The organism is Desnuesiella massiliensis, assembly GCF_001403615.1.
In the GTDB taxonomy this organism is placed as follows: Bacteria; Bacillota; Clostridia; order Clostridiales; family Clostridiaceae; genus Desnuesiella; species Desnuesiella massiliensis.
On the sequence record NZ_LN879456.1, the window covers coordinates 747,596 to 762,582 of the forward strand.

Sequence of the window (14,987 nt, forward strand, 5' to 3'; positions counted from 1 at the left end):
CTAAATGAAAAGAATAAATTTATTGGATATTGAAACTACAAACAAAATTGCTGCTGGAGAGGTAGTAGAAAGACCTTCTTCTGTAGCTAAAGAATTAATAGAAAACAGCATTGATGCAGAAGCTAAAAATATTATTGTAGAAATACAGGATGGAGGAGAATCTCTCATTAAGGTTATAGATGATGGTAACGGAATTCATCCTGAGGATGTTGAAAAAGCATTTTATCCTCATGCCACTAGTAAAATAAGTACTATCGAAGACATATATAAAATATCTACCTTGGGTTTTAGGGGAGAGGCCTTAGCGAGCATAGCGTCAGTATCTAAAGTAACTTTGAAAAGCAAAGTAGAAGATAATTATGATGGAAGAGAGATATACATAGAGGGTGGGGAAATTAAACACCTAATATCCGTTGGATTAAATAAAGGTACTCAGATAGAAGTTAGAGACTTATTCTATAATGTGCCTGCTAGAAAGAAGTTTATGAAATCCCCTATGAGAGAAGCTGGCGCCATAAGTGATATCGTAAGTAGAATAGCTCTATCTAATCCAGATTTGAGTTTTAAGCTCTATAATAATGGAAAAAATATAATACATACCTATGGTAATGGAAAGGTTTCGGATGTAATAAGAAGCATATATGGTAAGCAGGTTTCCGAAAATTTAATATATTTTGAGAAGCATTATGATATTGTATCAGTGCATGGTTATATTGGTAATGCAGAGATAAGTAGAGGAAGTAGAAATAATCAAACTATATTTGTTAATAATAGATATATAAAAAATAAATTAATATCTGTGGCTATAGAAAATGCATTTAAATCTTTTATTACTATAAATAAGTATCCTTTTTTTGTTATTAATATTGATATTTTTCCGGAATTTGTAGATGTTAATATACATCCAACTAAATCTGAGATAAAGTTTAACGACGAAAAAATAATATATAAGATTGTATTTGAAGGGGTACATGAAGCTTTACGAGAGTATCTTAAAGATAGTTTTACCATACCGGAGTCTGATTCTTCTTATGTACCGCAGGATAATTTTGAGATATTAAATTTTGATACCTTAAAGTCAAATAAGCAAGAACCTATTAACCCTATGTTTAACTATGAGAAAGCTTTATATGAAAAAACTTTAAATGAAGGCGTAGATAAAGAGGATACAAACGTCGTTAAAGAAAACTTCTATAAAGTGAATGAATCTGTAATAAAAGAAGCTTATGCTGACAAATCAGATACAATATCTTGTTCAAGTAGACATGAAACCTTATCAATACCTGAAGAGGTTAAAATAGCTAAAATACCTGAATTAAATGTAATAGGCCAATATAATAAGACTTATATACTATGCGAGAAAGAAGGAGACTTATATATTATTGACCAACATGCTGCCCACGAAAAAATATTATTTGAAAAATACAGAAATCAAATAATAAAGAGCAGTGTTGTTATTCAACCTTTATTAGTGCCTTCTGTAGTAGAATTATCTCTAGAAGATTATTTCTATTACAGCGAGAATATAACAATTTTTGACAAAATTGGATTCCAAATTGAGGACTTTGGCAATAATACCATATGTATAAAAGAAGCTCCTTATATCCTTGGTAAGCTAGACTTTAATAATTTTTTTATTAGCATTTTAGACAATTTAAAGAATATGGGCAGCGGTAAAACTGAGGATGTAAAATATGCTGCAATAGCTAAGCTTGCTTGTAAAGCTGCTATTAAAGCCCAAGATTCACTAGATGTTGCTGAAATGAGACATTTACTAAATGAGTTAAGGTATATTGATGATCCTTTTAATTGTCCTCACGGTAGACCAGTAATAATTAAAATCACATCCTATGAGATGGATAAAAAATTCAAGAGAATACAATAATACATAATAAATATTATGTAAACTAAATTGGGTTAGGTGTAAATAATGAATAATAATATATTGGTAATAACAGGACCTACAGGGGTAGGAAAAACTGAATTATCTATAAAATTGGCAAAATCCTTAAATGGAGAAATAATATCAGCAGATTCTATGCAAATATACAAGCTAATGGATATAGGCTCAGCTAAAATTAGCAAAGATGAGATGCAAGGAATCCCACATCATATGATAGATATTATTTCTCCCGAGGAGCCTTTCACTGTTTCTGACTATAAGCAAAAGGCCACAGAAATTATAAGTGAAGTCTTATCAAGAAATAAGTATCCTATACTAGTAGGTGGAACTGGCTTATATATAGACTCAATCATATGTAATTTAAATTTCACAGAAGGAGATAAGGATCCTGAATATAGAACCTATTTAGAAAATTTAGCACAGGAAAATGGGAATTTATTTCTTCATAATATGTTAAGGGAAATTGACCTAGAAAGCTATGAAAGAATACACCCTAATAATGTTAAAAGGGTTATAAGGGCTCTGGAGGTACATAAACTCACTGGAAAAACGTTCAGCTCCTTTGAAGATAAATCTAACTATTATAATATACCCTATAATATAAATTACTACGTACTCACTATGAATAGAGCTAGGCTCTATGACAGAATAAATAAGCGAGTAGATATAATGCTTGAAAAGGGGTTAATTCAAGAAGTTATAAATTTAAAACAGTTAGGATTTACTAGTGAAATGCAGTCCATGCAAGGCATAGGATATAAAGAAATTCTATATTATTTAGAAAATAAGATGGCTTTAGAAGATGCCATTGATATAATTAAGCAGGGCAGTAGAAACTATGCTAAACGTCAATTAACATGGTTCAGAAAAGATCCTAGGGTTAAATTTATAGATAAGGACACTTTTGAATCAGAGGATGACATAGTACAGCACATTATTGATGACATAAATAATTTATAATAGTATAATATAATTTATATCAAAAGGATTTTAGAGCTTTTTATAGAATTAATTTAATATAAATATTTGGAGGGTGAAGAAATGAATAAGTCAACTAATAATTTGCAAGATATCTTTTTAAACAGTGCACGAAAGAATAAAGTTCCTGTTACTATATATCTTACAAATGGATTTCAATTAAAAGGAATGGTTAAGGGTTTTGATAGTTTTACAGTAGTTCTTGATTGTGATGGGAAACAAATGTTAATTTATAAGCATGCTATAAGTACAATTACCCCATTAAAACCTATATTATTCAACACAGCTAATGATGATAATGCTTAAATATTATAAGGAGGAATAGGTGATCATAAACCTATTCCTTATTATATGATGACACAAACAGGAGGCTTTTTAAATGTTAGATATAACTAAAGAATTATTAATAAAGAATTATAAGATTAGTGAAAATGTAATTGACCTATATGAGAAGGCAATAGAGGATGTGAAGAATGAATTTAAATTCTATGATGAAATCAGAGAATTCAATCAATTAAAAGTATTGCATGCCTTTCAATCTGAAAATATAAGTGATAGCCACTTTACTAATTCTTCCGGCTATGGTTATGGAGATATGGGTAGGGATGCACTAGATAGAGTTTATGCAAAAATATTTAATACAGAAGCTGCCATTGTGAGACCTCACTTTGTAAATGGTACTCACGCTATAGGTGCTGCTCTTTTTGGAAACCTGCGTCCCGGAGACACTATGCTATCTATATGCGGAACCCCCTATGATACTTTACATAATATAATAGGAATAAGTGGACAAGATTCCATAGGATCCCTTAGGGAATACAATATAAACTACAAGCAAATCGAGCTAACAACAGAAGGGAATATCGACATAGATCTTGTAAAGTCAACAATAAATCAGGATAAGAGTATAAAAATAATTCATATTCAGCGTTCCACGGGATATGGATGGAGAAAATCTCTTTTAATTGAAGATATAAAGAAATCTATAGATGTTATTAAGAATATCAATGAGGATTTGATTATTTTTGTAGATAACTGCTATGGTGAATTCTTAGATATCTATGAGCCTACAGATGTAGGTGCCGATTTGGTAGCTGGTTCTTTAATTAAAAACATAGGAGGGGGAATAGCACCCACCGGTGGCTATATAGCTGGAAAAAAAGAGTATGTAGAGCAAGCCGCCTATAGATTAACTATACCAGGTATAGGCGGGGAATGCGGTTCTACTTTTGGAGTAATGCGATTATTATTTCAAGGTCTCTTTTTAGCTCCTCACATTACTATGGAAGCTGTAAAATCCGCAATATTTTGCTCTAGAATAATGGAACTAGCAGGTTTTGAGGTGCTACCGAAGTTTACAGACAAAAGAAGCGATATTATACAAGCTATAAAATTTAATGATAAAGAAAAGTTAATTAAATTCTGCAAGGGTATTCAGAAAGGATCTCCTATTGACTCTTTTGTAGAATGCGAACCTTGGGATATGCCAGGATATAAAGATCAAGTTATTATGGCTGCTGGAGCCTTTATTCAGGGGTCTTCTATAGAATTATCTGCAGATGCTCCTATAAGAGAGCCTTATATTGCTTATTTGCAAGGTGGACTGACTTTTGATCATGCTAAAATAGGAGTGCTTATAGCATTATCTAAAGTTTTAAATTAAATAAACTTTTAAATTAAAAAGGAGTAGTCTCTACTCCTTTAATATCTTCTATATATCCCCACTAGCTTACCTAAGATAGTGCAATCTGAAACAATAATAGGATTCATTGTTTTGTTTTCAGGTTGCAATCTTATATGATCTTCACTTCTAAAGAATCTTTTTATTGTAGCCTCATTTTCAATCAAAGCCACCACAATATCTCCGTTAATAGCTGTGTTATTCTTTTCGATTATAGCAAAGTCTCCGTGATGAATACCGGCTTCTATCATGCTTTCCCCGCTAACCTTTAATATAAATAGCTCTTTATCGTGTTTTACATAATTAATAGGTAAAGAAAAAAATTCTTCAATATTTTCTAAGGCAAGAATAGGTTCCCCTGCAGTAACCTTACCTACAACAGGTATATCAATTAATTCCTTTTTACTATTAAATAGCTCTGAAATTTCTAAAGCTCTTGGTTTCGTTGGATCTCTTTTAATTAAACCTTTCTTTTCCAATCTCTTTAAATGGCCATGTACAGTAGAAGTGGATCTTAAAGATACCGCCTCACATATTTCTCTTACTGAAGGTGGATATCCTTTTTCTTCTGTATAATTTTTTAGAAATTCATATATCTCTTTTTGCTTATCAACTTTTACTTCTGACATATAGCTCACCTCTCAATCTATAAAAATTATATCACAATATTCTTATAATATCAAACTTATGTTCTATTATTTTGTTTGATAATGAGATTAAGGTTTGCTATAATATACAAGTATATTTATTAAGAAAAGAGGGATTAAATGATAAATGAAATATGTGTTTTTAATACATCAAAAGTATGTGATAATTGCGGAGATTGTGACATATGCGAATTAAATACCTCAAAGCTTTGTGATAACTGCGGAAAGTGCCTTAATTTATCTGATTCAGAAATGCGCTCAATCAACATTAATACATTATTAAATACCAAAGCTGAAAAGGAGGAGGGGATAGAAGCCAATCTAGAAGAAACTGTTGACTATTCAATTGAAAACTTAGAGGATGATTATAATGATAGCTATAGCAATGAAGAAGAAGGAGAGGGGGATTACGAAAATTTAGAAGAGTGGATTTTAATTGATGACCTTGAGGAAGTAGGAGAATATGAAGATAGTTCTTTAGAGGCATATCCTGGACTAATTAGAATAGACACAAGAAAAAAATAATTTCTTGTGTCTATTCTTCATTTAGGGGATTTGAACTTACTGCTTCTCTTAATCTTTCGTCATCCACATGTGTATATATTTGAGTAGTAGATATATTTTCGTGACCTAAAATCTTTTGTAAACTTCTTATATCAACATTACCATGCTTATACATTAAAGTAGCTGCGGTGTGACGCAGTTTGTGAGGGGTATATTTAGATTTATCTAATCCTGCCATTTCTATATATTTTTTTACAAGTATCTCTACAGTCCGCTTATTTATTCTTGATTTCCTTTCGCTTATAAACAGAGCGTCCTTGTGTTCGACAGGTATATCTATCAAGCTTCTTTCTTCCATATATTCAAAAATAACCTTTAAGCAAGCTTTGTTTAAATAAACTGTGCGCTCTTTATTACCCTTACCAACTATAGTTAATGTATCACCTTTAATTCTAGAAATATTTATGCTGCATAATTCAGAAAGTCTAAGGCCACAATTTAAAAATAGAGTTATAATGCACACGTTTCTTTTATAATGCTTGTGATTTTCATCCATAGACCTTAGTAATCCCTTGCTTTCCTCTAAAGTGAGATAAACCGGATTTCTTTTATTTATCTTTGGAGTTTCTAGATCTGAAGCTGGATTTTCGTCCAAAATCCTTGTCTTTGTATTAAGATATTTAAAAAAGGACTTTATGGACGCAACTTTTCGCGCCCTAGCATAGGCACTATTATTCCTTTGCTTTTCGAGAAAGGATAAAAACGCATACAAATCCGACAACTTTATGCTTCTTATAAAATTATCATCAATTTCATTTATGGAAATATCCTCAAATTCAATGTTTCTAGGACATAACCCCTTATATAATTTTAAAAATCTAAAAAGCATCGTTAAATCTATTCTATACCCATCAACAGTATTATTAGACTTACCCCTAATGATACTTAAATAATTTAAGAATTCAGCTAATCTTTCAGGTATAATTGTATAATTATCGGAGATCGCAATATCATAACGCATGTAACTTTTCCTTTCTAGTTCTAAAAAATATACTTACAGGTTATATTATACCTTAAATATTAATTTTAGTACATATGATTTCGCTAAATATACATTTAGCGAAATGGTATATGGGTTTTTTGTACCGATTTAGGTGCAAAATTAAGCATGTTTACCATTTTTTACATCGAAATAGCCGTTTAAAGCTATATTATAATTAAAATACTTATATCAACTGATTCAAAGTTTATAGCTAGAACCACAAAATCTCATTAAGATTTTAACTGAAAATAATTTATAAAAGAACCCCTAAGGAATTATTTTACAGCATGTCCATTATAATAAAAATTTCATTTTAACTTTTCTTATGTACTTGGTTTTACACTTTACTTTTTTAATTCTTAATGTTTTTTATATAGAAGTATATGGTATAAGATAAAATAAAATTAGCATCAAAAATTTTAAGAACGTTCAAAACTTTTGATGCTAATAAAAGTAAAATATTTACATTTCCATACTAAACATTTATTTCAGATTTTTGACCTAAGAGATCTTTATTTTCTTCTAGTATAGGATTAACATAATTACTTATAAAGTAATCCACCTGACCTGGTGCTCTACCTATAAAATTAGCCGGATCTATAACATTTAATATCTCTTCCTTAGATAAGCCAAAAGAATCATCTGCTATTATTCTATGTATTAGATCATTTTCTTCTCCAAATTCTTTAACTTTTCTAGCCGCCTCCATAGAATGCACTCTTATTCTCTCATGTAGCTCTTGTCTATCCCCGCCTTTTTTAACAGCTTCCATTAGTATATTTTCTGTTGCCATAAAAGGTAATTCCCTATCTACATGAGATGATATCACCTTATCATAAACCACTAGATTTTCAGCCACATTTAAATATAAATTCAAAACTCCATCTAGCGCTAAAAAAGCTTCTGATATGGCTATTCGTTTATTAGCTGAATCATCTAACGTCCTTTCAAACCATTGAGTTGAAGCGGTTATTGCAGGATTCAAGGAGTCTACAATAACAAATCTAGCTAGCGCCCCTATCCTCTCCGATCTCATCGGATTTCTTTTATAAGCCATAGCAGAAGATCCTATTTGATTTTTTTCAAAAGGTTCTTCGACTTCCTTCATGCTTTGTAGTAACCTTAAATCATTGCTAAACTTATAGGCGCTTTGAGCTATTTCAGATAAAGTATTTAAAATAATAGAATCTAACTTTCTTGTATAAGTTTGACCTGTTACAGGAAAACTTTCTACAAAGCCAAACTTTTCAGCTACCATTTTATCTAGCTTTATCACTTTTTCCTCATCATTATTAAATAGAGTCATGAAACTCGCCTGAGTTCCTGTGGTTCCTTTCACTCCTCTAAATCTCATTTTATTTATTACAAAATCAAGATTTTCTAAATCTAGCAACAGTTCTTGAATCCAAAGAGTAGCTCTTTTACCAACAGTGGTTAGCTGTGCAGGTTGAAGATGAGTAAACCCTAAAGTAGGTAAAGACTTATACTCTAATGCGAATCTACTTAAAGCATTAATAACATTTATTACTTTCTTCTTCACAAGTATCATTGCTTCTCTCATAATAATTAAATCTGTATTATCTCCGACATAACAGCTAGTAGCTCCTAAATGTATAATCCCCTTGGCCTTAGGACATTGCAGACCATAAGCATATACATGGCTCATAACATCATGCCTAATTTCTTTTTCTTTTAATTCAGCATCTTCATAATTAACATTATATATATTTTCCTTCAATTCTTTAACTTGTTCTTCTGTGATGTTTAACCCTAATTCCTTTTCACTTTCAGCTAAGGCTACCCACAATTTTCTCCAGGTAACAAACTTCATTTCATCAGAAAATAAGTAGCTCATTTCCTTAGATGCATATCTCGAGTTTAAAGGGGTGTTATAAAGTGTTCTCATTTTTACCTCCTAGAAATTTACGAATAAAATTTATACTTTACTTGCTATAATTCGTATTATACCACAAATTATTAATAAAAATCAGTTCTAATTCAAATATTTTATAATATAATTTACTATGAATTTATATAAGGAGATGGAATCGTATGTATAAATTAAATTTAATCGATAAAATATCCTTTTTACTAGTGATAATCGGCGCAATCAATTGGGGTCTTATTGGTGTTTCAAACTTTGACTTAGTTGCAGCTTTATTCGGCAGTATATCTCAAATACTTCAAAGAATAATTTATATAGCAGTAGGAATTGCAGCTATAGATTTATTAGTATTATTATTTAAAAGCAAAATCTTCACATTTAAAAGATAAAAAAAGAAACCCTTGAGGGCTTCTTTTTTAGTCTTCTAAAGAAGATATTAATTTTACTATTTCTTCAACAGCTAAAGTTTCATCGTCACCAGAAGCAATAACAGTGATTTTAGAATCCTTTGTTACTCCTAAGGATAAAACTCCTATTAAGCTTTTAACATTAGCTTTCTTTCCGTTAAATTCAATACTTACATCGGATTTAAATGATGAAGCCTTCTTTACTAATAAAGTTGCAGGTCTAGCATGTAAACCTGTTCCATTTTTTACCACAACTTCTTTAGATACCATTACATTCACCTCTTACATGAAATTTTATTAACAACTAAATACTATATTATAACATTTTCGCATATTGTGCAATAATTTTTCATTAAATTATTTATTTTAATTTTATACTTCCTTGTTTTTTACATTTATAAAATTTAATTCATGCTATTAACGAAGCTTTCTAATCTGTTCAAACCTTCTTCTATGTTATCCATAGAAGTTGCATAAGAAAGTCTTATATAATTATCTATTCCAAAAGCAATACCAGGAATTACAGCTACCTTAGAATGTCCTAATAGTAAGTCTGAGAATTCCATAGATCCTTTTATCTCAACATTACTATAATTCTTACCAATATAGTTTGATATATCTATCATAACATAGAATGCACCTTCTGGTTTTATACAGTCTAACCCCTTTATTTTGGATATTCTTTCTACCATATAATCTTTTCTTTTGCTAAATTCTTTAACCATGTTAGCTACAGTGTTTTGTTCTCCATTTAATGCCTCCAATGAAGCATATTGAGCTATAGAAGTTGGATTAGAAGTAGTATGGCTTTGTATATTAGTCATAAGCTTTATTAGCTTTTCATCGCCAGCAGCGTATCCAATTCTCCAACCAGTCATAGCATAAGCTTTTGATACTCCATTTATAACTATAGTTCTTTTATAAGCGTCCTCTGAAATGGATGCTATGCTAATATGTTCATTATGTCCGTAAATTAGTTTTTCGTATATCTCATCAGAAATTATTAGGATATTATGTTCTTTTGCAAATTCTGCAATACTAGTTAATTCTTCTTTATTGTATATAACTCCAGTAGGATTATTAGGGCTATTAATTAAAATTGCTTTTGTTTTATCAGTGAGAGCCTTTTTTAAAGCCTCCAAGTTGTATTTAAAATTATCTTCTTTTTTGCACTCCACAAATACAGGAACCCCATAATACAATTTTATTAATTCAGGATAACTTACCCAATAAGGTGTTGGTACTAGTATTTCATCCCCAGGATTTAATATAGCCTGGAATACGTTTGATAGGCATTGCTTTGCGCCTGTAGATATAATTATCTGATTCTCAGCATAATCTAACCCATTATCATCTTTAAACTTTTTAACTATTGCCTTCTTTAATTCAGGTATTCCGGAAGAAGGAGTATACCTTGTTAAACCTTTTCTCATGGCATCAATAGCTGCATCTTGAATATTTAATGGAGTATTGAAATCTGGTTCACCTGCTCCAAATCCTATTACATCAATACCTTCTGCTTTCATTTTCTTTGCTTTAGCTGTAATTGCTAAAGTCAAAGATGGTAACATTTGTTCAACTTTTTCTGAAAATATCATTTTATCTCCCCCAGTTTATTATATTTGATAAATTTATTTAGTAAATCTTGGTTAAGACCACAGGATCCAATATTTATATTGTTATTGGAATTAAGACAGTGAAAATCACTACCTCCTGTTATTGCAAGATTATATTTTTTAGCTAAATTATAGAATTGACTTACTTGATTAATATTATGCGAAGGATGAAACACTTCTATTCCCATTAAACCATATACTTTTAAATCTTTAATTAATTTGTCTATAAAAATACTCTTATAGGTTTTTCCAGGATGGGCTAATACTGATATCCCACCACAATCTTTTATAATTTTAAGGACATCTTTATAGGATACCTTGAATCTATCAACATAAGCAGACTTATCCTTTGCTAAATAATTATGAAAAGCACCCTTGAAACTTGAAGCATATCCTTTATCTACAAGAATTTTTGCTATATGTGCCCTTCCAATAGACTGAAAATTATTATTCATTTCCAAATCATTTACGTTAATATCTACACCCATTTTTTGTAATTTTGATAAAATTTCAAAAGTTCTATTCATTCTTACTTCTTTTATATGGTCTAACAATCTATTTAAAGGAAGATTGTTAATATCAATAAAGTAACCCAATATATGCACTTCATAGTCTTCATACTCGGTGCTAAGTTCTACCCCCGATATGACTTCTATGTCAGAGCTATTACAGCTGCTTTGCAAAATTTTTTGAGCACTTATATTATCATGATCAGTAATTGAAATACATTTAACATTATTATTTTTTGCTATTTCCAAGATACCTTCAGGAGAAACGTTTCCATCTGAGTAACAAGAATGAATATGTAAATCCGCATATTGCATTTACAACACCTATTTTCTAAAAAATGAAAGAAAATATTCACATATTTAAAATATATCACTATATTAAATAATTGTAAATACCTAATAAAAAGTGATTTTTATGTAAAAAAGACTTGCAAATGCAAGTCCTCCTATCTAGGTTGTACTATTAATTTTATAGCAGTTCTTTCTTCTCCATCTATTTCAATATCTGTAAAAGCCGGAACACAAACTATATCTTTTCCACTTGGAGCAACAAATCCTCTTGCTATGGCTACAGCTTTAACTGCTTGGTTAATGGCTCCTGCACCTATTGCTTGAATTTCTACTATATTTTTTTCTTTTAGAATAGCAGCTAGAGCACCTGCTACAGAATTTGGATTGGATTTTGTTGAAACTTTTAATACTTCCATGGATTTAACCCCCCAATATTATAATTTTTGCTTTGTATAATTTTATATATAATATAAATTAACTCCAATATTATATATTCGACGGAATTCAAAAAAAACCTTCTGTAAATGTATACAAAAACAAAAAATAAAATACATTCTGCATACACAAAATGTATTTTATCTGAATTACTTAGCGTAATCAACTGCACGGGTCTCTCTTATAACATTAATTTTAATTTGTCCAGGATATTCTAATTCATTTTCAATCCTTTTAACTATATTTCTTGCCATTTCAATAGCCCCTGCATCATCAACATGATCTGGTTTAACCATAATTCTAATTTCTCTTCCAGCTTGAATGGCATATGACTTTTCTACGCCTTCATACGAATTTGCAATTTCTTCAAGTTTCTCTAGTCTCTTTATGTAAGCTTCTAACGTTTCTCTTCTAGCACCAGGTCTAGCAGCTGAAATAGCGTCGGCAGCTTGCACAAGCACAGCTTCTAATGATAGCATTTCCACATCGCCGTGATGAGCACCTATAGCATTAACTACAATTTGAGTTTCATGATACCTTTTAGCAATCTCTGCACCTATAAGTGCATGAGGGCCCTCTACCTCGTGGTCTAAAGCCTTTCCTATATCATGCAATAAACCTGCTCTTTTAGCAATAGTAGGATCTAATCCTAATTCAGATGCCATTAACCCTGCCAAATATGCTACTTCCATAGAATGCTTTAATACATTTTGACCATAACTTGTTCTATACTTTAATCTTCCTAATAGCTTAATTAATTCTATATGAAGACCATGAACACCAGTTTCAAAGGTAGCTTGTTCTCCCTCTTCTTTAATTTCGTTTTCTACATCTTTTTTAGCTCTTTCTACCATCTCTTCAATTCTCGCAGGATGGATTCTACCATCTATTATTAGTTTTTCAAGAGCAATCCTAGCTACTTCTCTTCTGATTGGATCAAAACTTGAAAGAATAACAGCCTCAGGAGTATCGTCTATAATTAAATCAACTCCTGTTAAAGTTTCTAGAGTTCTGATATTTCTTCCCTCTCTACCAATTATTCTTCCTTTCATTTCATCATTAGGTAAAGCTACAACATGAACTGTAGATTCTGAAACATGATCTGCTGCACATCTTTGAATTGCGCAAGTTATTATTTCTCTTGCTCTTTTGTCAGCTTCCTCTTTTGCTTTTGTTTCAACTTCTTTTATCATCATAGCAGCTTCATGCTTTACTTCTCGATTAATCTCATCTAACAAAATTTGTTTTGCTTCCTCTGATGTTAATCCAGATATTCTTTCAAGCTCATTTCTCTGCTTTGAATATAGTTCTTGTATGTTGCCTTCTAACTCTTCAATTTCTTGCAACTTTTTATTAATACTTTCTTCTCTTTTCTCTAGAGAATCGCTCTTTTTATCAAGAGACTCTTCTCTTTGGATAATTCTTCTTTCTAATCTTTGAACTTCATTTCTTCTTTCACGAGATTCTTTTTCAAAATCAGTCCTTAGTTTATGAACCTCTTCCTTAGCCTCTAGCAACGCTTCCTTTTTGGACGCTTCTGCTTCTTTTTTGGCTTCTTCCATTAATGATTTACTTTCTTGTTCTGCTTTTAATACTTCACTTTTAGATATACGTATCTTTTTAACCAACTGAATGTATACAACAATAGCAACTACAATTAATACTATTAAAGAAATTGCTATTCCGATTTCAATTGTTGTTCCCATATTAACACCTCCTTCGCTTTTTTGTGATCTATACCTTAAGTTAACATGAAAGCTTAGAAAAGGTGTCATATTATTCTCACTGTAATATCTTGAATATGATAAACCAGTATTTGTATTAATTTTATCTTAGTTTATTATATCTGTCAAGATTATATAATGAAATAAAAAAGCTAACTCAAATGAGTTAACTTTTATTTTTCTGTTAATTGCTTCTCTTTAGAATTTTTGGTCTTATCTTCTTCTATGTTTTTAGTTATAGGAAGATTATACTTTTCTCTAATCATATTATCTATTTCTAACATTGTTTCAGGATTCTCTTTTAAATATTGCTTAGCATTTTCTCTTCCCTGTCCTAATCTAGTATCCTTATATGAGAACCAAGCACCGCTCTTTTGTACTATTTCTTCCTTTACTCCTACATCTAAAACATTTCCCTCTTTTGAAATACCACAATTGTACATTATATCGAATTCTGCTTGCCTAAAAGGAGGAGCAACTTTATTCTTTATAACCTTAACTCTTGTTCTATTACCTATTACATCTTCACCTTGCTTAATGGAGTCTATTCTTCTAACATCCATTCTTACTGAAGCATAGAATTTTAAAGCTCTACCACCTGGGGTAGTTTCAGGATTCCCAAACATAACCCCTACTTTTTCTCTAAGCTGATTTATAAATATAGCCACACATTTTGATTTGCTTATGCTTCCAGCTAGTTTTCTTAACGCCTGTGACATTAACCTTGCCTGTAAACCTACATGAGCATCTCCCATTTCACCTTCTATTTCAGCACGAGGTACAAGAGCTGCAACAGAGTCTACTACTATTATATCAATAGCACCCGATCTAACTAGGGCTTCAGCTATCTCTAAAGCTTGTTCTCCAGTATCTGGTTGAGATACAATTAAATTTTCAATATCAACACCTAAATTTCTTGCATAGCTAGGATCTAAGGCATGCTCAGCATCTATAAAAGCTGCTGCTCCACCTTTTTTTTGAGCTTCTGCTATTATATGCAATGCTACGGTGGTCTTACCTGAGGATTCAGGTCCATATATTTCGATTATTCTTCCTCTAGGCACTCCACCTATACCTAAAGCAATGTCTAAATCTAAGCATCCTGTAGAAACAGAATCTAAATTTAATACACTATTTTCTCCAAGTTTCATTATTGAACCTTTTCCAAACTGCTTTTCAATTTGTCCTATAGCAGCCTCAATAGCCTTTATCTTTTCCATGTCTATATTACCCATATGGGTCACCATCCTCTCACGAACATTAGTTCTTATATATAAATTATAAGTTAACTTTGCTTATAAGTCAACATTAAATATAAAAGTTCCTAAAACTTAGGAACTTTTATATTTAAATTATTACCCTTCA

The 14,987-nt window shown here is 30.9% G+C and carries 15 protein-coding genes; 6 read left to right on the forward strand and 9 right to left on the reverse strand.

Annotation, left to right across the window (positions count from 1 at the left end; all coding sequences use genetic code 11):
* Positions 1–4 precede the first annotated feature (4 nt).
* The 4 genes from mutL to BN2665_RS14370 all read left to right on the forward strand — a co-directional run bounded on the left by mutL (position 5) and on the right by BN2665_RS14370 (position 4,544).
* Complete coding sequence (gene mutL, locus BN2665_RS14355; RefSeq protein WP_055667786.1) at positions 5–1,885, forward strand: DNA mismatch repair endonuclease MutL; 1,881 nt, start codon at positions 5–7, stop codon at positions 1,883–1,885.
* A gap of 45 nt (positions 1,886–1,930) precedes the next feature.
* Positions 1,931–2,863 carry a tRNA (adenosine(37)-N6)-dimethylallyltransferase MiaA gene (gene miaA / locus BN2665_RS14360; RefSeq protein ID WP_055667787.1) on the forward strand — a complete coding sequence of 311 codons (933 nt, stop codon included), beginning with the start codon at positions 1,931–1,933 and terminating at the stop codon, positions 2,861–2,863.
* Between the two features lie 81 nt (positions 2,864–2,944).
* Complete coding sequence (gene hfq / locus BN2665_RS14365) at positions 2,945–3,187, forward strand: RNA chaperone Hfq (protein WP_055667788.1); 243 nt, start codon at positions 2,945–2,947, stop codon at positions 3,185–3,187.
* A 73-nt stretch (positions 3,188–3,260) separates the two neighbouring features.
* A complete protein-coding gene (locus tag BN2665_RS14370; protein WP_055667789.1) occupies positions 3,261–4,544 on the forward strand; it encodes a methionine gamma-lyase family protein in 1,284 nt (427 codons plus the stop codon).
* A gap of 38 nt (positions 4,545–4,582) precedes the next feature.
* Here BN2665_RS14370 and lexA read toward each other — a convergent pair whose 3' ends face one another.
* Positions 4,583–5,191 carry a transcriptional repressor LexA gene (gene lexA / locus BN2665_RS14375; RefSeq protein ID WP_055667790.1) on the reverse strand — a complete coding sequence of 203 codons (609 nt, stop codon included), beginning with the start codon at positions 5,189–5,191 and terminating at the stop codon, positions 4,583–4,585.
* Between the two features lie 138 nt (positions 5,192–5,329).
* Between lexA and BN2665_RS14380 the strand changes: the two genes are divergently transcribed.
* Positions 5,330–5,734, forward strand: a complete 405-nt coding sequence (locus BN2665_RS14380) for a hypothetical protein (protein ID WP_055667791.1) — start codon at positions 5,330–5,332, stop codon at positions 5,732–5,734.
* A gap of 10 nt (positions 5,735–5,744) precedes the next feature.
* Here the strand turns inward: BN2665_RS14380 and BN2665_RS14385 are convergent, their stop codons facing one another.
* Both BN2665_RS14385 and purB read right to left on the reverse strand, forming a co-directional pair.
* The gene (locus BN2665_RS14385; RefSeq protein WP_055667792.1) at positions 5,745–6,734 is read right to left on the reverse strand and encodes a tyrosine recombinase XerC; all 990 of its coding nucleotides are present in this window, start codon (positions 6,732–6,734) and stop codon (positions 5,745–5,747) included.
* 496 nt (positions 6,735–7,230) lie between these two features.
* Complete coding sequence (purB, locus tag BN2665_RS14390; protein ID WP_055667793.1) at positions 7,231–8,661, reverse strand: adenylosuccinate lyase; 1,431 nt, start codon at positions 8,659–8,661, stop codon at positions 7,231–7,233.
* Between the two features lie 146 nt (positions 8,662–8,807).
* Here purB and BN2665_RS14395 point away from each other — a divergent pair, with 146 nt between their 5' ends.
* The gene (locus BN2665_RS14395) at positions 8,808–9,029 is read left to right on the forward strand and encodes a DUF378 domain-containing protein (protein WP_055667794.1); all 222 of its coding nucleotides are present in this window, start codon (positions 8,808–8,810) and stop codon (positions 9,027–9,029) included.
* Between the two features lie 27 nt (positions 9,030–9,056).
* On the opposite strand, the gene BN2665_RS14400 is transcribed toward BN2665_RS14395, so the two are convergent.
* The 6 genes from BN2665_RS14400 to recA form a co-directional block, all read right to left on the reverse strand.
* The gene (locus tag BN2665_RS14400) at positions 9,057–9,317 is read right to left on the reverse strand and encodes an HPr family phosphocarrier protein (protein WP_055667795.1); all 261 of its coding nucleotides are present in this window, start codon (positions 9,315–9,317) and stop codon (positions 9,057–9,059) included.
* A gap of 134 nt (positions 9,318–9,451) precedes the next feature.
* Entirely contained in the window at positions 9,452–10,645 is a 1,194-nt protein-coding gene (locus BN2665_RS14405) for a pyridoxal phosphate-dependent aminotransferase (protein ID WP_055667796.1), read from the reverse strand.
* Positions 10,642–11,487, reverse strand: a complete 846-nt coding sequence (locus tag BN2665_RS14410) for a PHP domain-containing protein (protein WP_055667797.1) — start codon at positions 11,485–11,487, stop codon at positions 10,642–10,644. The genes BN2665_RS14405 and BN2665_RS14410 overlap by 4 nt, the downstream gene beginning before the upstream one ends.
* Before the next feature lie 131 nt (positions 11,488–11,618).
* The gene (locus tag BN2665_RS14415; RefSeq protein ID WP_055667798.1) at positions 11,619–11,879 is read right to left on the reverse strand and encodes a stage V sporulation protein S; all 261 of its coding nucleotides are present in this window, start codon (positions 11,877–11,879) and stop codon (positions 11,619–11,621) included.
* A gap of 168 nt (positions 11,880–12,047) precedes the next feature.
* Complete coding sequence (gene rny / locus BN2665_RS14420) at positions 12,048–13,673, reverse strand: ribonuclease Y (protein WP_423229857.1); 1,626 nt, start codon at positions 13,671–13,673, stop codon at positions 12,048–12,050.
* Between the two features lie 122 nt (positions 13,674–13,795).
* The gene (recA, locus tag BN2665_RS14425) at positions 13,796–14,857 is read right to left on the reverse strand and encodes a recombinase RecA (RefSeq protein WP_055667800.1); all 1,062 of its coding nucleotides are present in this window, start codon (positions 14,855–14,857) and stop codon (positions 13,796–13,798) included.
* Positions 14,858–14,987: the final 130 nt, after the last annotated feature.